The 17,906-nt window shown below is 62.5% G+C and carries 15 protein-coding genes; 9 read left to right on the forward strand and 6 right to left on the reverse strand.

Features of this window, described 5'->3' with window-relative positions:
• Positions 1 to 242 precede the first annotated feature (242 nt).
• The 5 genes from IHV84_RS03160 to IHV84_RS03180 form a co-directional block, all read right to left on the reverse strand.
• Complete coding sequence (locus IHV84_RS03160) at positions 243 to 1,682, reverse strand: coniferyl aldehyde dehydrogenase (protein ID WP_142081753.1); 1,440 nt, start codon at positions 1,680 to 1,682, stop codon at positions 243 to 245.
• Between the two features lie 152 nt (positions 1,683 to 1,834).
• Positions 1,835 to 2,188, reverse strand: a complete 354-nt coding sequence (locus tag IHV84_RS03165; RefSeq protein WP_044400072.1) for a hypothetical protein — start codon at positions 2,186 to 2,188, stop codon at positions 1,835 to 1,837.
• Positions 2,189 to 2,259: 71 nt separating this feature from the next.
• Positions 2,260 to 4,866: an ATP-dependent chaperone ClpB gene (gene clpB, locus IHV84_RS03170; RefSeq protein WP_198845779.1), complete on the reverse strand. Its 2,607-nt coding sequence runs from the start codon at positions 4,864 to 4,866 to the stop codon at positions 2,260 to 2,262.
• Positions 4,867 to 5,065: 199 nt separating this feature from the next.
• A complete protein-coding gene (locus tag IHV84_RS03175) occupies positions 5,066 to 5,542 on the reverse strand; it encodes a molybdenum cofactor biosynthesis protein MoaE (RefSeq protein WP_198845780.1) in 477 nt (158 codons plus the stop codon).
• Positions 5,539 to 5,769: a hypothetical protein gene (locus IHV84_RS03180; protein ID WP_044400080.1), complete on the reverse strand. Its 231-nt coding sequence runs from the start codon at positions 5,767 to 5,769 to the stop codon at positions 5,539 to 5,541. Before IHV84_RS03180 ends, IHV84_RS03175 begins: the two co-directional genes overlap by 4 nt.
• Positions 5,770 to 5,868: 99 nt before the next feature.
• On the opposite strand from IHV84_RS03180, the gene IHV84_RS03185 reads away from it, so the two are divergent.
• Both IHV84_RS03185 and IHV84_RS03190 read left to right on the forward strand, forming a co-directional pair.
• A complete protein-coding gene (locus tag IHV84_RS03185) occupies positions 5,869 to 6,123 on the forward strand; it encodes a hypothetical protein (RefSeq protein WP_142081758.1) in 255 nt (84 codons plus the stop codon).
• A 15-nt stretch (positions 6,124 to 6,138) separates the two neighbouring features.
• The gene (locus tag IHV84_RS03190; RefSeq protein ID WP_198845781.1) at positions 6,139 to 6,510 is read left to right on the forward strand and encodes a hypothetical protein; all 372 of its coding nucleotides are present in this window, start codon (positions 6,139 to 6,141) and stop codon (positions 6,508 to 6,510) included.
• Positions 6,511 to 6,600: 90 nt separating this feature from the next.
• On the opposite strand, the gene ffh is transcribed toward IHV84_RS03190, so the two are convergent.
• Complete coding sequence (gene ffh / locus IHV84_RS03195) at positions 6,601 to 7,983, reverse strand: signal recognition particle protein (RefSeq protein ID WP_066784978.1); 1,383 nt, start codon at positions 7,981 to 7,983, stop codon at positions 6,601 to 6,603.
• Between the two features lie 106 nt (positions 7,984 to 8,089).
• On the opposite strand from ffh, the gene IHV84_RS03200 reads away from it, so the two are divergent.
• The 7 genes from IHV84_RS03200 to IHV84_RS03230 all read left to right on the forward strand — a co-directional run bounded on the left by IHV84_RS03200 (position 8,090) and on the right by IHV84_RS03230 (position 17,560).
• On the forward strand, positions 8,090 to 8,887 hold the full coding sequence (locus IHV84_RS03200; protein ID WP_066695055.1) for an inner membrane protein YpjD: 798 nt from the start codon (positions 8,090 to 8,092) through the stop codon (positions 8,885 to 8,887).
• On the forward strand, positions 8,884 to 9,114 hold the full coding sequence (locus IHV84_RS03205) for a PP0621 family protein (RefSeq protein WP_066695053.1): 231 nt from the start codon (positions 8,884 to 8,886) through the stop codon (positions 9,112 to 9,114). The genes IHV84_RS03200 and IHV84_RS03205 overlap by 4 nt, the downstream gene beginning before the upstream one ends.
• A gap of 11 nt (positions 9,115 to 9,125) precedes the next feature.
• Positions 9,126 to 10,820 carry a nitrogen regulation protein NR(II) gene (locus tag IHV84_RS03210; protein WP_233099681.1) on the forward strand — a complete coding sequence of 565 codons (1,695 nt, stop codon included), beginning with the start codon at positions 9,126 to 9,128 and terminating at the stop codon, positions 10,818 to 10,820.
• Between the two features lie 5 nt (positions 10,821 to 10,825).
• Positions 10,826 to 12,364: a sigma-54 dependent transcriptional regulator gene (locus IHV84_RS03215; protein WP_198845782.1), complete on the forward strand. Its 1,539-nt coding sequence runs from the start codon at positions 10,826 to 10,828 to the stop codon at positions 12,362 to 12,364.
• A gap of 1 nt (position 12,365) precedes the next feature.
• Positions 12,366 to 12,959 (forward strand): 1,6-anhydro-N-acetylmuramyl-L-alanine amidase AmpD, encoded by a 594-nt coding sequence (ampD, locus tag IHV84_RS03220; RefSeq protein ID WP_198845783.1) that lies wholly within the window; start codon positions 12,366 to 12,368, stop codon positions 12,957 to 12,959.
• Between the two features lie 371 nt (positions 12,960 to 13,330).
• Positions 13,331 to 16,237: a ribonucleoside-diphosphate reductase subunit alpha gene (locus IHV84_RS03225; RefSeq protein WP_198845784.1), complete on the forward strand. Its 2,907-nt coding sequence runs from the start codon at positions 13,331 to 13,333 to the stop codon at positions 16,235 to 16,237.
• A 135-nt stretch (positions 16,238 to 16,372) separates the two neighbouring features.
• Positions 16,373 to 17,560, forward strand: coding sequence for a ribonucleotide-diphosphate reductase subunit beta (locus tag IHV84_RS03230; RefSeq protein WP_198845785.1), 1,188 nt, complete (start codon positions 16,373 to 16,375; stop codon positions 17,558 to 17,560).
• Positions 17,561 to 17,906 lie beyond the last annotated feature (346 nt).

Consider the following 17,906-nt stretch of genomic DNA (forward strand, 5'->3'; position numbering starts at 1 on the left):
GCCTATTGCATCACAGCCCTCCGAGCCGTTGTGCTTGATTCTCAACAGCCCCTAGCCCGGCACGCCGCTTTGTGCGCAATACTTGCTGTAGGCCTGCCCGTCTTTTGCTCGTTGATGACCACAACCTGTTTCGCACACTCGAAGACCACACGACGGTGGTTGGCCCCTGAGCTTTGAGGCTGCCGCAATGGCAGGGTTGCGGCAGCGAAGCGCTGTCGCCCCCAAGCGCTGTGGGCCAGCGATCAAAGCAGGCGGCGTATCAACGCCATGATGCGTTCCATGCGGGGGCCGTAAGGCGGGTACAACAGCGACCCCATCGACCAGCGCGACTGGACCAGCACCGACTTCTGGTGGCAAAACTGCAAGAAGCCTTGCTCGCCGTGGTAAGCCCCCCAGCCGCTGTCGCCTACGCCGCCAAACGGCAGGTGATCGTGCGCGATGTGCATGAGGGTGTCATTCACCGTCACACCACCACTCACGGTGCGCTGCAGCACGTCGTCACGCACCGCCTCGCTCTGCCCAAACCAGTACAACGCCAACGGGCGCGGCCCTGCGTTGATGTGGGTGATGGCATCGTCCAGCCGCTCGTACGAGACCACCGGCAGGATGGGGCCAAAAATCTCTTCCTGCATCAGCTGCATGGCCGACGTTGCGCCAAATACCAGCGTGGGCAGCATCTGGCGGCTCACGCCATCGCCCAGCGTGCCGGTGGTGTGCACTACGGGTTTGCCGGCAGTGGGGTCGATGGTCTGCACCTCGGCGCCCTGCGTCTGCGCCTGCTGCAGCATGGTACGCAGCCGCGCGTGGTGGCGGGCCGTGATGATCGAAGCGTAGTCGCCATTGCCCTCGATGGTAGGAAACAGCCGTGCCACTGCTGCGGCATAGGCCTGGGCAAACTCACCTTCACGGCCACGCGGCAGCAGCACATAGTCGGGTGCAATGCAGGTTTGCCCGGCGTTGAGGAGCTTGCCGTGCGCGATCTTGAGGGCTGCGTCCTTCATGTCGCAGTGGCCGTCGATGATGCATGGCGACTTGCCGCCCAGCTCCAGCGTGGTGGGCGTGAGGTTTTGCGCCGCAGCCTGGGCCACCTTGCGCCCGACAGCCGTAGAGCCGGTAAAGACCAGGTGATCGAAGGGCAGCGATGCGAACAAGGCTGCCAGGTTGGCATCGCCTTGCACCACGCAGAACTCGTCGGGGGAGAAAAACTGCGCCACCAGCGCTGCCAGTTGCGCCGAAGTGTGGGGCGTGAGTTCACTGGGTTTGAGCATGACCCGGTTGCCTGCTGCCAACGCGGTGATGGCCGGGGCCAGCGCCAGCTGCACCGGATAGTTCCACGGAGAAATCACGCCCACCACGCCCAGGGGCTGGCGGGCAATCCAGGCCGTGGCGGGCTGCAGCACCAGGGGCGTGGACACTTTCTTGGGCTTCATCCAGCGCCCGAGGTGGCGCAGGGTGTGCGACAGCAAGCTGCGCAGCACAAAAAAGTCTGCCACCTCCGTCAGCAGCGGTGATCGCATTCCGAAGTCTGCCTGCACGGCCGCTGCGAGCACGGGGCCGTGTTCGTCCAGCATTTTCTGGATGCGCAACAGGCGCTCTCGGCGCACCAAAAGCGGCACATCGACGTGCTCACGACTGGCTTGCCGCTGGAGTTGGAAATGGGCGTGGATTTCGGCTGGGGTCATGCCAAGATGATAGGAGACCAGGGCCAAGGTCAAGTCACCAAAGGGCACATGAGCCCACAGGACTACAGGCCTGCCGTGGCGTTGCGTCCGCCACCCGACGCAACGCCCGCAGGTGGCCCCACGCCAGGGCCGCCGGGCGGGTTCAACAGGCTTCAGCGCACTTCGCGCGGGACCACATCGGTGACGTCTTGGGCACCCGGCAGCACGCCGCCACGGCGCGATGCCGCAGACTCTTCAGGGGCTGCATCCGCAGCAGGAGAGGCCCGGCGCGCGGTGGTCCAGCGCTCGGTCGAACGAAACACGGTGCCGAAGCCGGTACGCGGGTCCATGCGCATCACCCAGGGGGTGACGGGCTTGCCGGTCAAACGTGCCCAACCCGCGCGCAGCGCCCACACCAGTGCCAACACCATCACGGCGGCGACGAGGCTCAAAAACAGCACCACGCCCATCGCAACCACCACGACACGCAGCACCAGGCGAAGTACACCTGCAACAAATTCGTTCAAACAATACCTCTCATTCACAACTGCGATGCGGACAAAGCCTCAAACGAGGCCCTGCCCGCACCGGGGGCGGCTCAACCCTGCGGCACAGCGCTGAACTGGAACACCCCAGGTTCCAGCACGGGGTTCACTGTCACAGAAATGACGCTCTTGGGCGGGAAGCGCCCTTCCAGCAGCAGCTTGGACAAGGGGTTCTCGATGCGCTGCTGGATGGCCCGCTTGAGCGGACGTGCACCAAACACCGGATCGAACCCCACCTTGGCCAATTCTGCCAAGGCAGCGTCAGACACCTGCAGTTCCAAATCCATCTTGGCCAACCGGGTTTGCAGCAGCTGCAGCTGGATCTTGGCGATGGAGGCAATGTGCTGCGCATCCAGCGCGTGGAACACCACGGTTTCGTCAATGCGGTTCAAAAACTCGGGCCGGAAGTGGTTTTTCAGCTCGCCCCACACCGCTTCCTTGATGTCCTGCGAGTCCCGCCCCACCATGGCCTGGATCAGGTGCGAGCCGATGTTGCTCGTCATCACGATCACGGTGTTCTTGAAGTCCACAGTGCGGCCCTGGCCATCGGTCAGGCGGCCATCGTCCAGCACCTGCAGCAGCACGTTGAACACGTCGGGATGGGCCTTTTCCACCTCGTCGAGCAGCAGCACGCTGTAGGGCTTGCGGCGCACGGCCTCGGTCAGGTAGCCGCCCTCCTCGTAGCCCACGTAGCCGGGCGGCGCGCCGATCAGGCGGGCCACCGAGTGCTTTTCCATGAATTCGCTCATGTCGATGCGCACCAGATGGTCTTCGCTGTCGAACAGGAAGCCCGCCAGCGCCTTGCAAAGCTCGGTCTTGCCCACGCCCGTGGGGCCGAGGAACAGGAAAGAACCTGTGGGGCGGTTCGGGTCACTCAGGCCCGAACGCGAACGGCGGATGGCATTGGCCACGGCGGCAATTGCCTCTTCCTGGCCCACCACGCGCTCGTGCAGCTTGGTTTCCATCTGCAGCAGCTTGTCTTTTTCGCCCTGCATCATCTTGGACACCGGAATGCCCGTGGCGCGGCTCACCACCTCGGCAATTTCTTCCGCACCCACCTGGGTGCGCAGCAGGCGGTTGGGGGTGGACGCGCCGTCCTTGCCCTCTTCCTTGGCCTGGGCTTCCTTGAGCTGGCGCTCCAGATCCGGCAGCTTGCCGTATTGCAGCTCAGCCACCTTGTTGAAATCGCCCTTGCGCTTGAGTTCCTCGATCTGCTGCTTCACTTTCTCAACCTGCTCGCGCACCTGCTGGCTGCCCTGGGCCTGGGCTTTTTCCGAGGTCCAGATGTCTTCCAGGTCAGCAATTTCCTTTTGCAGCTTTTCGATCTCTTCTTCCAGCAAGGTCAGGCGCTTTTGTGAGGCCTCGTCCTTTTCCTTCTTCACGGCTTCGCGCTCGATCTGCAACTGGATCAAGCGGCGGTCGAGCTTGTCGATGGCTTCGGGCTTGGAGTCGATTTCGATCTTGATCTTGGCCGCAGCCTCGTCAATCAGGTCAATCGCCTTGTCGGGCAGGAAGCGGTCGGTGATGTAGCGGTTGGAGAGCTCCGCCGCCGCCACGATGGCCGGGTCGGTGATCTCCACCCCATGGTGCACTTCGTACTTTTCCTGCAGACCGCGCAGGATGGCGATGGTGGCCTCCACGGTGGGCTCGCCCACCAGGATTTTCTGGAAGCGGCGCTCCAGCGCAGCGTCTTTTTCGATGTACTTGCGGTATTCATCCAGCGTGGTGGCGCCCACGCAGTGCAGTTCGCCACGCGCGAGGGCTGGCTTGAGCATGTTGCCCGCGTCCATCGCGCCTTCGCCCTTGCCCGCGCCCACCATGGTGTGCAGCTCGTCGATGAAGACAATGGTCTGGCCTTCGTCCTTGGCCAACTCGTTCAGCACGGTTTTCAGGCGCTCTTCAAACTCGCCGCGGTACTTGGCACCGGCCAGCAGGGCCGCCATGTCCAGCGAGAGGACACGCTTGCCCTTGAGCGATTCAGGCACTTCGCCCGCCACGATGCGCTGGGCCAAGCCTTCCACAATCGCCGTTTTGCCCACGCCGGGCTCGCCGATCAGCACGGGGTTGTTCTTGCTGCGGCGCTGCAGCACCTGGATGGCGCGGCGGATTTCATCATCGCGGCCAATCACGGGGTCGAGCTTGCCGGCGCGGGCGCGCTCGGTCAGGTCCAGGCAATACTTTTGCAGCGCGCCGCGCTGGCCTTCGGCCTCGGCGCTGTCTACCTTCTGGCCGCCGCGCACGGCGTTGATGGCGGCTTCCAGGCTCTTGCGGGTCAGGCCGTTGTCCTTGGCGATCTGGGCGGCGTCGCCCTTGCTATCGGTCAGCGCCAGCAAGAAGAGTTCGCTGGCAATGAACTGGTCGCCGCGCTTGATGGCTTCCTTTTCAGTGGCCTGCAGCACGCGGCCCAGCTCGGGGCCACCCTGCACCTGGTCGTGCCCCTGCACCTGCGGCAGGCGCTTGATGGCAGCTTCGGCCGCGCTGGTCAGGCCAGGCACGTTGGCGCCCGCGCGCTGCAGCAGCGCTTTGGGGCCATCGTCCTGCTTGAGCATAGCCAGCAGCACGTGCACGGGTTCGATGTAGGCGTTGTCGTGGGCCAGGGCCAAGCTTTGGGCATCGCCCAGGGCTTCCTGGAACTTGGTGGTGAATTTGTCGAGACGCATGGGTCAATATCCTCCGAATTTCAAAGCATTTGGGGCATACACTGCCTCATTTCAAGGCGCCTTTTGACAGAAGAGATTGACGTGCGTCAGCGAACCAAAATGCAGCAGACCGCCTGAATTGCTACTTTTTTAATAGCTACTAGCGCTTACCTATCAAGCGCCAGAGCCATTTTTTACTGATATTCCTGGCCGCAGGGCTTCACGCATTGCTCGCCGTGATACCCCAGCGCGCCAGCGCCGCATCGTCGCTCACCCGCGCATCCACCCAGCGGGCGCCCTGGGGGGTTTGCTCCTTTTTCCAGAACGGGGCCTGGGTCTTGAGGTAGTCCATCAAGAACTCGCAGGCCTGAAAGCTCTGGCCCCGGTGGGCGCTGGTCACGGCCACCAGCACGATCTGGTCGAGCGGCTGCAGCAGGCCCACGCGGTGAATGACGCGGGCGCCCAAGATGTCAAAGCGCCGGAAGGCCTCTTGCACCATGGCTTCGATGGATTTTTCTGTCATGCCGGGGTAGTGCTCCAGCTCCATGGACGCCACGGCGTCGCCCTCATTGCGGTCGCGCACGGTGCCCACAAAGCTGCACACAGCGCCCACGCCCTTGTTTTCGCGGCGCAGTTCGGCGATTTCATGTGAGAGGTCAAAGTCCTCGGTCTGGATGGAAACGCGTGCGTAGGTCATGGTGCGCGGTGCAGGCGGGGCGCGGCCAGCAGGGCGCGCTCTTCTTCGACAAATTTCTTGAGCTGTTGCAGCGCGGGCGACGGCGGCAGCTTTTCCAGCAAGGTCTGCAGCCGGGTGATATCGCCCACCGTGGGCGCCACCTTGATTTGCGCCACTGCGGCGGTGTGGTTGCCGGATTGGATCAAGGCCAGTACCTTGTTCGGCCATTCACTTTTGGGTCTTGCCATGGAGATGTTGTTGGTAGTTGGGCAGGATTGTCTGTAGCATTCGCCCGCACTTTACCCCCACCGCAGCCCTTGCGCGACCGATCAGCCCCTCATCTGCCCATGGCCACACAGACCATTACCACCGACCAATACAAGCTCTACCCCTCGCCCCGCAACCAGTACCGCGAGATTTTTGAGCACCAGGTGTTCGTGCCCTACCCCTACGCCATCATTGACCTGGAAGTGATGGAGCTGGCGGGCAAAACCACCCTGTACGCTGCCTGCCGCCTGTCGGACATGAAAATGGGCCAGGTGGTGACCTTTGAGCTGGCGCCCGACCAGGCCAAGTTCGAGCGCCTGTTCACCCCCGATTGAGCCGCCCCACCGCCCATGCACGAAGAAGACAACCAGATCCACGTCCCGCCCTCATTCCTGGCGGTGTATGCCGACAGCCGCCAGCGCCTGCGCGAACCGGCTTCGGTCGTCCGCAACCGCTACGAGCTGTGCGAAGACCTGGCCGGGCACCTGGTGGAGCAAGCGCAAACGCTGTACCACGTGCAAGCCCCGTCGGAAGCCGAGATCTTGCGGCGCATCCACGCGGGGCTGTGCGCGGCCGAGTCCGGCGTTTCAGTAGACGAAGCAAGCTGGATCACCACCCGGCTGGCAGAGCTGCTGAACTGGCCATGCCCCGTACTCACCCCGCCCACCGCCGAGGATGGGGCCGAAGGTGATGGCCCGCCCAGCCCACCACAGCAGCCATGAAAAAAGGCGCAAACCCTGCAAAGGTTTTGCGCCTTTTTGGCCTCTAGCGCTTATCCAACAAGCGCCAGCAGCTATTGATTCAATAGCAGATCAAGAGCCACCAAACGGCATCTTGGGCATGCCGCCCAGGCCTTTCATGCCGCCCATGCGCTTCATCATCTTCATCAGGCCGCCGCCCTTCATCTTCTTCATCATGTCCTGCATCTGCTCAAACTCCTTGAGCAGGCGGTTCACCTCTTGCACATGCACGCCGGCACCGGCCGCAATGCGCTTTTTGCGGGTGGCCTTGATGAGGTCAGGCTTGCGGCGCTCCAGCGGCGTCATGCTCTGGATGATGCCTTCCTTGCGCTTGATGTCTTTTTCGGCCTTGTCCATGTCGATGGAGCCCGCCTTGGCCGTGAGCTGAGAGGGCAGCTTGTCCATCAGGCTCGACAGCCCGCCCATCTGCTTCATCTGCTGGATCTGCGCCAGGAAGTCATTCAGGTCAAACCCGTCGCCGCTCTTGACCTTGGCCGCCAGCTTCTGCGCGGCTTCCATGTCCACGCCCGCCGTGACCTGCTCCACCAGCGCCACGATGTCGCCCATGCCCAGGATGCGGCCCGCGTGGCGTTCGGCGTCGAACACTTCAAGACCGTCGATCTTTTCCGACACACCCGCAAACTTGATGGGCGCGCCGGTGATCTGGCGCACCGACAGCGCCGCACCGCCGCGCGAGTCGCCGTCCAGCTTGGTCAGCACGATGCCGGTGAGCGGCAGCGCTTCTTTGAACGCCTTGGCGGTGTTGATGGCGTCCTGGCCCTGCATGGCGTCGACCACGAACAGGGTTTCAACGGGGTTGATGGCGGCGTGCAGGTCCTTGATTTCCTTCATCAAGGCTTCGTCAATCGCCAGGCGGCCGGCGGTGTCCACCAGCAGCACATCGAAGTAATGCTTCTTGGCGTAGTCCAGCGCCGCGTTGGCAATGTCCAGCGGTTTCTGGTCAGGGGTGCTGGGGAACCACTCGGCACCGGCCTGGGCGGTCACGGTCTTGAGCTGCTCAATGGCCGCAGGGCGGTACACGTCGCCCGACACCGTCAGCACCTTCTTCTTGCGCTTTTCAATCAGGTGCTTGGCCAGCTTGGCGGTGGTGGTGGTTTTACCGGCACCCTGCAAGCCCGCCATCAGGATCACGGCGGGCGGCTGGGCGGCCAGGTTGATGTCGGCCACGCCTTCGCCCATGGTGGCGGCCAGCTCGCGGTTGACGATGCTGACCAGCGTTTGCCCCGGCTTGAGCGAGCCCAGCACCTCCTGCCCCAATGCCTTTTCCTTGACGCGGGCGATGAAGTCGCGCACCACGGGCAGGGCAACGTCGGCCTCCAGCAGCGCCATGCGCACTTCGCGCAGCATGTCCTGGACGTTGGATTCGGTGATGCGGGCCTGGCCGCGCATCTCCTTGACGAGTCGCGTGAGTTTGTCGGTGAGTGCGGAGGCCATAAGGGGTTCTGGAAAGGTTCCGGTGTGAGCCGCAACCTGCACGCAAGTCAAAAGCAGGCAGGTTTGCCAGGGCGCTGGCAGCGGGCGAAAGGCTAAACTGTGACCCATGATTTTACCCAGTGCTTCCCCCGTCAGTTGGCTGCTGGCCCTTGCCGCCGCCTTGGCATACGCCGCACCCGCCGCAGCCGCTTCCCGCCTGGGGGCGGCGGCGTCGCGCAATGCGCTGCTGGCGGCCTGGGTGCTGCACGGCGCCTTGCTGGTGTGGGGGCTGTGGGGCGAGGCGCCGCGCTTTGGCTTTGCCCCCGCCTTGTCCATGACCGCATGGCTGGTGCTCACGGTGTATGCGGTAGAGCGCCAGTTGTTTCCGCAGATGCGGGCCCGCTGGATGCTGGCCGCGCTGGGGGCTGCCACCATCGTGCTGGCGCTGCTGTTCCCGGGGCAGCCGCTGCATGTGAAGGCATCGGCCTGGCTGCCGCTGCACCTGGCGCTGGGCATTGCCTGCTATGGCCTGTTTGCAGCGGCGGTGGTGCACGCCTGGCTGATGACGCGGGCCGAGCGCCACATCCGGCAGGCCGAAGACCCTGACAGCGGAATCCCCTTGCTGACGCTGGAGCGCCTCACCTTTCGTTTTGTGACAGCCGGGTTTGTGCTGCTCAGCGCCACGCTGCTGGCCGGCTGGCTGTTCAGCGACATGCTGTATGGCCGCGCCTGGCGCTGGGACCACAAGGCGGTTTTCTCGTTCCTGTCGTGGCTGGTGTTTGCGGCGCTGCTGCTGGGGCGGGCACGCTTCGGCTGGCGGGGGCGCAATGCGGTGCGCATCCTCTATGCAGGCTCCGCATTGCTCATGCTGGCGTATGTCGGCTCACGCTTCGTGCTTGAAGTGATTCTGGGCCGCAGCACATGAAGTACCTGGTTTTGCTATTGGTGCTGGTGGTGGCTTTCGGCTTCTGGAAAAGCCGCCGCAACCTTGCGCAACCCAGCCGCCCCCACCAACCCAGCCCCCCCACGCCTCAAGACATGGTGGCGTGTGCGCACTGCGGCCTTCACCTGCCGCGCACCGACGCCATCGTCCAGTACGGCGCCCACTACTGCTGCGCAGACCACCTGCGCGCAGGCCCTTCGCACCGTTGAAAGGCGCCTTCTTGAGCGATAGCCGGCTGTTCCCCACCGAAGCCCCCTTTGTGCGGCTGTGGCGGGGCTTTCTCACCGGCCGGTTGATGATTGCCGTGGCACTGCTGGTGCTGCAGCTGCTGGGGTACGCCTTCAACCAGACGCAGGCATTCACACCAGCCGTGCTGGCGGTGTGTGTGGCCTATCTGGTAGCCACCGTGATGCTGCGGATTCTGGGGCGCCACGCCCCACCCTACCCAGGTACCGGACCGCACTGGCTGCCTTCGATCGGGGTGGACATTCTGGCGGTCTCCGCTCTGCAGCTGCTGCACCCCGGCACCATGAACTACACACCCTTGTTCGGATTGCCCATCCTGATGGCGGCCGTGCTGGGGACGCTCACACTGGCCCTGGGGACCACGGCAGCGGTCACCTTGCTGCTTTTGCTGTGGGCCTGGTGGACGGGAGATCAATCGTCAAGCGACGATGCGCAGCGTTACCTGCAAAGTGCCCTCACCGGCACAGGCTACTTTGTGGTGAGCTATCTGGTGCATCAACTCTCTGCCAGACTGGTGGGCGAGCAGGAAGTGGCCGAGCGCAGCCGCATGAAGGCGCAGGTGCAGACGCAGATCAGCACCCTGGTGATCGAACATTTGAACGATGGTGTGCTGGTGGTGGACGAGCAAGATACCGTGCGCATGGCCAACCCCGCTGCACAGGCTTTGCTGGGGGATGGGCAGAACACGGCGCTTCCCTTTTCGCTGGGAAACTGTGGAGGCTGGCAGCCGCTGGTCGCACTGGCCCACCGCACCTTCGACGAAGAGCAGCCCCAAACTGCCGACGTGGCCCTTCTCCATCCTGGCGAAAGCCCCATGGGCCTGCATGTGCGCACCTGGCTCACCTCCACCCCCAGCGATCAAAACAGCCGCGCCGAACGGGTGTGCGTGATGTTTCTGCACGACCTGCGCGAGATGGAAGCCCGGCTGCGCACTGAAAAGCTGGCGGCCATGGGCCGCATGTCTGCGGCCGTGGCGCATGAGATTCGCAACCCCCTGGCGGCCATCGTCCAGGCCAACGCATTGCTGGAGGAAGACTTGCAGGACCCTGGCCAGAGGCGGCTGGCGCAAATGGTGCAGCAAAACGCCGACCGGCTGGCCCGCATCGCCGAGGAGGTGCTGGACATCGCCCGGGTACAGCACCAGATCAACCATGCGCCAGGTGCCACCCTGGCGCTGGATGCCAGCGTGGCACAGGTGTGGAGCGACTGGAGCAGCCAAGACCCGGCGCGGCGGCGCGGGCAGGTGTCGCTGGAAACCTCGATGGTGCAGGTGGAGTTCGACCCCGAGCACCTGCGCCGCGTGCTGGTGAACCTGCTGGACAATGCCCTGCGCTACATGGGCCCAGAGGAAGACTCGCTGGTGGTGCAGACGCGCACCAGCCCCGCTGGGCAGACCACACTGCAGGTGTGGAGCGACGGCGCCCCCATGGACAAATCCGTCGAGCGCCATCTGTTTGAGCCCTTCTTCTCGTCCGAGAGCCGGTCCAGCGGCCTGGGGCTCTATATTTGCCGCGAGCTGTGCCAAAGGCATGGCGCATCCATCAGCTACCAGCGCACCACACGCGACACCGCGCGTGGAAAAGTCGGTGGCAACGCATTCACCGTCGCGTTTCGCCGCACCATACGCCCCGTGGAACCCGCCACGCTTTTCGACTCGATCGTGATCTGAGAACCATGAACGCTCCCGCCGCCTCCATCCTGGTCATTGACGACGAGCCCGACCTGCGCACCTTGTATGAACTGACACTGCTGCGCGAGGGCTACCGCGTGGAAACCGCATCCACCGTGCAGGAAGCACGCGAACAACTCCAGAGCCGCCTCTTTGATGTGGTCATCTCGGACATGCGCCTGCCCGACGGCTTTGGCATGGAGATCCTGCAAGACCTGCGTGACCAGCAACGCCGCGAACGCTGCGTGGTCATGACCGCTTACGGCTCCGCTGAAAATGCCGTTGAAGCCCTGCGGTCGGGAGCGTTTGACTACCTGACCAAGCCGGTGGACCTGAAACAGTTTCGTTCGGTGGTGGCCTCGGCTATTCAAGGCACCGGGGCAACCCCTGCGCCGCGCGCCCCCCGTGGAGGACCGGCGCCCCGCAATCAGACGGCAGACGCAAGCACCTCCGCACTCCACTCGTCGCTAGACCGGCTGGTGGGGGATTCGGAAGCCATGCACAACGTCAAGCAGCGCATTGCCAAGGTGGCCCGGGGCATGGCGCCGGTACTGGTGCGTGGCGAATCAGGCACTGGCAAAGAGCTCGTCGCGCAGGCCCTGCATGCCTGCAGCCAGCGCGCGGAAGGCCCGTGCATTGCGGTGAACTGCGGCGCCATCCCCGAGAACCTGCTGGAAGCCGAATTCTTCGGTGCCCGCAAGGGCTCCTACACCGGAGCCACACAAGACCGGGACGGCTACTTCCAGGCAGCGCGCGGAGGCACCCTTTTCCTGGATGAGATCGGGGACCTGCCCCTGGCCATGCAATCGAAACTGCTGCGGGCCATCCAGGAACGCAGCGTGCGTCCGCTGGGCTCCACCCAGGAAGAAACGGTGGATGTGCGGATTGTGAGCGCCACCCACCGCGACCTCGCCGCTGACGTACAGGCGGGCAGATTTCGGCAGGATTTGTATTACCGCCTGAACGTCATCGAAATCGTCATTCCACCGCTGCGTGAGCGCAGGGAAGACCTGCCCGCTTTGTGCGCCACGCTGCTGGCGCGCATTGGCCAGGACTCGGGCATGCCTGTGCCCCGGCTCACCGAACAAGCCTTGCAGGCGATTGCCACCCATCCGCTCACAGGCAACGTGCGCGAACTGGAGAACGTTTTGCACCGCGCAGTGGCATTGACTGAAGGGGATGAGCTGCAAGTTGAAGCGTTCTCGTCTGGCAGCCCCACCGCCCAGGGCTCTGCGCACCCCGCAGCAACCTCACATGCGCTACAGACACCCCGCAAGGCACCCTACGAACCTCCATCCTCGATGACAACCCACACTGGGGCGGAGCAGGATGGCGCTGGCACAGCCCCCCTGCCCAACGATTTGCAGGCATGGCTGGACCAGCAAGAGCGCGATATTCTGATCCGCGCACTCAAGGAAACAGGCTTCAATCGCACCGCCACGGCGGCGCGCCTGGGCATCAGCCTGCGCCAGATCCGTTACCGGATTGCACGCCTGAACATCGGTGTGCCCAACGACCAGGATTTTCAAGACGAGATCGGCTGAGATGGCCGGTTTGCAATCCGTGTGGGAAGGGGGATGGCATCGCGGCGCGGTGCGTCTACCGTCGCCCAACTTCGGCCCCCGCCCCCTGGGAGCCTTGCAGGTGGTGGACTTGGTCGTCGTGCATTCCATCAGCCTGCCGCCCGGGCAATACGGCACTGGCGCTGTGCAGCAGTTGTTCACCAATGCCCTGGATTGGGATGCCCATCCCTATTACCAGCAAATCAAAGGCCTGCAAGTGTCTGCGCATTTTTTTATTGAGCGCAATGGTCGGCTCTGGCAATTTGTCGACTGCGACCAGCGCGCCTGGCACGCTGGCCAGTCTTTTTATCGCGGCCGGGCCAACTGCAACGACGACTCCATCGGCATTGAGCTGGAAGGCCTGGAGGGTCTGGCGTTCGAGTCCGCCCAATACGAAGCCCTTGGGGAGCTGTGTGGCGATTTGCTCGAGCGCTACCCCTTGCACTATGTGGCAGGACACGAACACATCGCCCCAGGCCGCAAACAAGACCCCGGTCCCGGCTTCGATTGGGCAAAGCTGGGCAGCGAATTGCCCGTAGACATCCTTGAGTTACCGAGTCAAGCGACCCCCAGGTAAACCCGACCTCTTTTCAGGTTAAAACGCAGCGGCAGATTCAGGGTAGGATCGCGCCCCTTCGAAACCTCCATCCAGGCTGTACGCGCCCCTGCGGGGCAAATTCCGCGACAGCCCGCGCAGCCACAACATTTGACGCGCCAAACCTTGCGATCACGCGGGCTTGGCTGCCATGCATTACTGCAAAGTGGCTCTTGAACCACTGGTTTGGAGCACTCACCCAGCCAAGGCATTACACTACCGGTAGTGTCTTGAACACGATCGACACACCATATATAGTGTGCGACAACCAAAAACGGTTGCACACGCCTAACCTTTGCAGCAGCCCCGACCTGCTGCCATTTCTCCCCCGCCAGCCCACAGAGAGGACACCCATGCAAGCTGCTTTGAACACCCCTGCCACCCCGCACGCGACCCCTGAAGAGACCGCAGGCGACGCTGCCAACGCAGCAGCCAATGCGCAGGGCCACTACCAGATCATTCGGCGCAATGGCGCGGTGGTCCCGTTCGAAGCCCCCAAGATTGCCATTGCGTTGATGAAGGCGTTTCTGGCCGTCCACGGCACCCAGGGCGCTGCTTCGGCCAGCGTGCGTGAAGTGGTGGATGCACTGACCCAGGGCGTCACCCGCGCGCTGATGCGCTCGCGCCCAGGAGGCGGTACCTTCCACATTGAAGATGTACAAGACCAGGTCGAACTGGGCCTGATGCGCGGCGGCCACCACGAAGTGGCGCGTGCTTACGTTTTGTATCGCGAGCGCCGTGCACAAGAACGCGCTAACCAGGTTCAGCAACAGGCCCCAGCGGCCCCCGCGCTGCATGTTCTGGAAAATGGCCAGCGGGTTGCCCTGGACCCGCGTCGCCTGCAGTCGCTGATTGAATCGGCCTGTGTGGGACTGGGGCAGGATGTCAAAGCTGACCCCATCGTGGCAGAAACCATGCGCAACCTATACGACGGCGTCCCCATGGACGAGGTGTACAAGGCTTCCATCCTCGCCGCCCGCACCCTGATCGAAAAAGACCCGGACTACACCTACGCCACCGCACGCCTGCTGCTGCACACCATCGTGCGCGAAGTGCTGGGCCGTGATGTGACCCAGGACCAGATGGCCCAGGCTTACACCGAGTACTTCCCTCAATTCATCCAGAAGGGTGTTGACAACGAACTGCTGGACCCACGCCTGCTCAAGTTCAACCTGGCCCGCTTGGCTGCCGCGCTCAAGCCCCAGCGCGACCTGCAGTTTGACTACCTCGGCCTGCAAACCCTGTACGACCGCTATTTCCTGCACGTCCGCAAGACCCGCATCGAACTGCCCCAGGCTTTCTTCATGCGCGTCGCCATGGGCCTGTCCCTCAACGAGGCGGACCCAGAAGCCCGCGCCATTGAGTTCTATGAAGTGCTCTCCAGCTTCGACTTCATGTCGAGCACGCCCACGCTGTTCAACAGCGGTACGCTGCGCTCGCAACTGTCCAGTTGCTACCTGACCACCGTGCCTGACGACCTGGACGGCATCTACGAATCCATCAAGGAAAACGCCTTGCTGTCCAAGTTTGCGGGCGGCCTGGGCAACGACTGGACGCGCGTGCGCGCCCTGGGCTCGCATATCAAGGGCACCAACGGCGAATCCCAAGGCGTGGTTCCCTTCCTCAAGGTGGTGAATGACACGGCCGTAGCAGTCAACCAGGGCGGCAAGCGCAAGGGCGCCGTCTGCACGTATCTGGAAACCTGGCACCTTGACATCGAGGAGTTCCTCGAGCTGCGCAAGAACACCGGCGATGACCGCCGCCGCACGCATGACATGAACACGGCCAACTGGATCCCTGACCTGTTCATGCGCCGCGTGATGGAAAAGGGCACCTGGACTCTGTTCTCGCCTTCCAACGTGCCTGATCTGCACGACCTGTTTGGCGCAGAGTTCGAGAAGGCCTATGTGGCCTATGAAGCCAAGGCCGCCAGTGGCGAACTCAAGCCCAGCAAGACGGTGCAAGCCACCGACCTGTGGCGCAAGATTCTCACCATGCTGTTCGAAACTGGCCATCCCTGGATCACGTTCAAGGATGCCTGCAATGTGCGCTCGCCCCAGCAACACGCTGGCGTGGTGCACTCGTCCAACCTGTGCACGGAAATCACGCTCAACACCAGCGACACCGAAACAGCGGTGTGCAACCTGGGCTCGGTGAACCTGCGCCAGCACTTGAAGAACGGCCAGATTGACCACGAGAAGCTGAAGAAAACGATCACGGTGGCCATGCGCATGCTGGACAACGTCATCGATATCAACTACTACGCAGTCAAGAAGGCGCGTGACTCCAACCTGCGCCACCGCCCTGTGGGCCTGGGCCTGATGGCGTTCCAGGACAGCCTCTATGAATTGCGCATCCCTTACGCGTCGCAAGAAGCTGTCGAGTTTGCCGATCGCTCGATGGAAGCGATCTGCTACTACGCCTACTGGGCATCGACCGAGCTCGCCAAGGAACGCGGCCAGTACTCCAGCTATAAGGGCTCGCTGTGGGATCGCGGCATCCTGCCTTTTGACACCCTGGACATGCTGGCGCAAGCCCGTGGTGGCTACGTGGAAGTGGACCGCTCGTCCACCCTCGACTGGGATGCTCTGCGCAAGAAGATTGCACAAGACGGTATGCGCAACTCCAACTGCGTTGCCATCGCACCCACAGCCACCATCTCCAACATCATTGGTGTGGACGCATCCATCGAACCCTCGTTCGGCAACCTGTCGGTCAAATCCAACCTTTCCGGCGAATTCACGGTCATCAACGGTGGTCTGGTGCGCGACCTCAAGCGGCTGGGTCTGTGGGATGACGTGATGATCATGGACCTCAAGCACTTCAAGGGTTCGCTGCACCCCATCGACCGCGTGCCTGCAGATATCAAGGCGCTGTATTCCACGGCGTTCGAAGTCGAACCCAAGTGGCTCGTGGAAGCCGCTTCGCGTCGACAAAAGTGGATCGATCAGGCGCAGAGCCTGAACATCTACATGGCTGGCGCTTCAGGCAAGAAGCTCGACGACACCTACAAACTGGCATGGGTGCGTGGCCTCAAGACCACGTACTACCTGCGCACACAAAGCGCTACGCACGTGGAAATGAGCACCGTGAACACACGTCAGCTCAACGCAGTGTCGTCGGGGCCAGAAGGCGTATCGGCCCACGCCGCTGAAGGCTCGGCAGCCACGCTGGCCAGTGCAGCGCCTGTCAGCACCGTGCCCGCCACCGACGTCAAATTCACAGCCATTGACGACGTCGCATGTGAGGCGTGCCAGTAACTCCATGTAGGCGGAGCACTCCTGATCCAGAAGTGCTCCGCGCATGTGCTGTGAAGCAACAAAACGTTGCTGCATAACGCTTCAGTGCTTTTCTTTTTGCAGCACTCCTTTCATAATCCGATCACTGGAAAACCTATGCTGACCTGGGACGAAGAAGTCAAGCCCTCATCGCAAAAACCAACGGACGGTGGCCTGCAAAACGGCCACCAGGCAGCGCAGTCGCCGCTGTCCATCCAGACACCTGCATTGCAGCCAACAGCTGCTGCCATTCCCGCTGCCACAGCTGCCGCTCCTGCAGCCACTCATCGCCGAGTGAACGCTGCAGACAAGCGCATCATCAACGGCCAGACAGACGTCAACCAGCTCGTGCCCTTCAAATACAAGTGGGCATGGGAGAAGTACCTTGCCACTTGCGCCAATCACTGGATGCCGCAAGAGGTGAACATGACGCGTGACATCGCGTTGTGGAAAGACCCCAATGGCCTGACCGAAGACGAGCGCCGCATCGTCAAGCGCAACCTCGGCTTCTTCGTGACGGCTGACTCGCTGGCGGCGAACAACATCGTGCTGGGCACGTACCGCCACATCACCGCCCCAGAATGCCGTCAGTTTCTGCTGCGGCAGGCTTTCGAAGAAGCCATCCATACCCATGCGTACCAGTACATCGTGGAGTCGCTGGGCCTGGACGAGAGCGAGATCTTCAACGCTTACAACGAAGTCCAGTCGATCCGTGACAAAGACGAGTTCCTGATCCCCTTCATTGAAGCGATCATGGACCCTAATTTCCACACAGGCACCCCTGAAGCCGATCAGACGCTGCTGAAGTCGTTGATCGTTTTCGCCTGCCTGATGGAAGGGCTGTTCTTCTACGTAGGCTTCACGCAGATTCTGGCGCTGGGTCGCCAGAACAAGATGACCGGTGCAGCAGAGCAGTACCAGTACATCCTGCGCGATGAATCGATGCACTGCAACTTTGGCATCGACCTCATCAACCAGCTCAAGCTTGAGAACCCTCACCTGTGGACTGCAGAGTTCAAGGCAGAGATCAAGGCCTTGTTCATGAAGGCCGTAGAGCTGGAATACCGCTATGCCGAAGACACCATGCCCCGCGGCGTGCTGGGCATGAATGCCTCGATGTTCAAGGGCTACCTGCGCTACATCGCCAACCGCCGCGCAACCCAGATCGGCCTGGAAACCCTCTTCCCCAACGAAGAGAACCCTTTCCCATGGATGAGCGAGATGATCGATCTGAAGAAGGAACGTAACTTCTTTGAGACCCGCGTCATCGAGTACCAATCGGGCGGCGCCCTTTCTTGGGATTGATCCCATCGCGCGCTTTCTGGCCATGGACGCTTACACCACACCCCGCACACACACCTCGGCGCTGCCTTGGTTTGCGCGGTGGTGTTCCCGTATTCATGGTGATGGAGCTACTGCAGCGTCCATCACCATGGATCGCTTCCTGTCCACTGTAGACAGGGAGTGCTCTTTGCTCACTGACCCAAGGAGAACATGATGGCAACTGCGAAAAAACCGGCCGCCAAGAAAGCCGCCCCAGCAAAAAAAGCGACTCCCGCTAAACCCGTAGCCGCAGCCAAGAAGGCTGCTGCTCCAGCCAAGAAGGCTGCTGCTCCAGCCAAGAAGGCTGCTGCTCCAGCCAAGAAGGCTG

The sequence above is a fragment of the Acidovorax sp. IB03 genome (genome assembly GCF_016406015.1).
GTDB classification, from domain to species: domain Bacteria; phylum Pseudomonadota; class Gammaproteobacteria; order Burkholderiales; family Burkholderiaceae_C; genus Acidovorax; species Acidovorax temperans.

Coding starts and splice junctions, on each gene's coding strand:
- IHV84_RS03175 (WP_198845780.1), bottom strand. CDS start 5,542: ATGACCTACGCACGCGTTTCCATCCAGACCGAGGACTTTGACCTCTCA.
- IHV84_RS03225 (WP_198845784.1), top strand. CDS start 13,331: ATGCAAGCTGCTTTGAACACCCCTGCCACCCCGCACGCGACCCCTGAA.
- IHV84_RS03185 (WP_142081758.1), top strand. CDS start 5,869: ATGGCCACACAGACCATTACCACCGACCAATACAAGCTCTACCCCTCG.
- ffh (WP_066784978.1), bottom strand. CDS start 7,983: ATGGCCTCCGCACTCACCGACAAACTCACGCGACTCGTCAAGGAGATG.
- IHV84_RS03205 (WP_066695053.1), top strand. CDS start 8,884: ATGAAGTACCTGGTTTTGCTATTGGTGCTGGTGGTGGCTTTCGGCTTC.
- IHV84_RS03180 (WP_044400080.1), bottom strand. CDS start 5,769: ATGGCAAGACCCAAAAGTGAATGGCCGAACAAGGTACTGGCCTTGATC.
- IHV84_RS03160 (WP_142081753.1), bottom strand. CDS start 1,682: ATGACCCCAGCCGAAATCCACGCCCATTTCCAACTCCAGCGGCAAGCC.
- ampD (WP_198845783.1), top strand. CDS start 12,366: ATGGCCGGTTTGCAATCCGTGTGGGAAGGGGGATGGCATCGCGGCGCG.
- clpB (WP_198845779.1), bottom strand. CDS start 4,866: ATGCGTCTCGACAAATTCACCACCAAGTTCCAGGAAGCCCTGGGCGAT.
- IHV84_RS03215 (WP_198845782.1), top strand. CDS start 10,826: ATGAACGCTCCCGCCGCCTCCATCCTGGTCATTGACGACGAGCCCGAC.
- IHV84_RS03190 (WP_198845781.1), top strand. CDS start 6,139: ATGCACGAAGAAGACAACCAGATCCACGTCCCGCCCTCATTCCTGGCG.
- IHV84_RS03230 (WP_198845785.1), top strand. CDS start 16,373: ATGCTGACCTGGGACGAAGAAGTCAAGCCCTCATCGCAAAAACCAACG.
- IHV84_RS03200 (WP_066695055.1), top strand. CDS start 8,090: ATGATTTTACCCAGTGCTTCCCCCGTCAGTTGGCTGCTGGCCCTTGCC.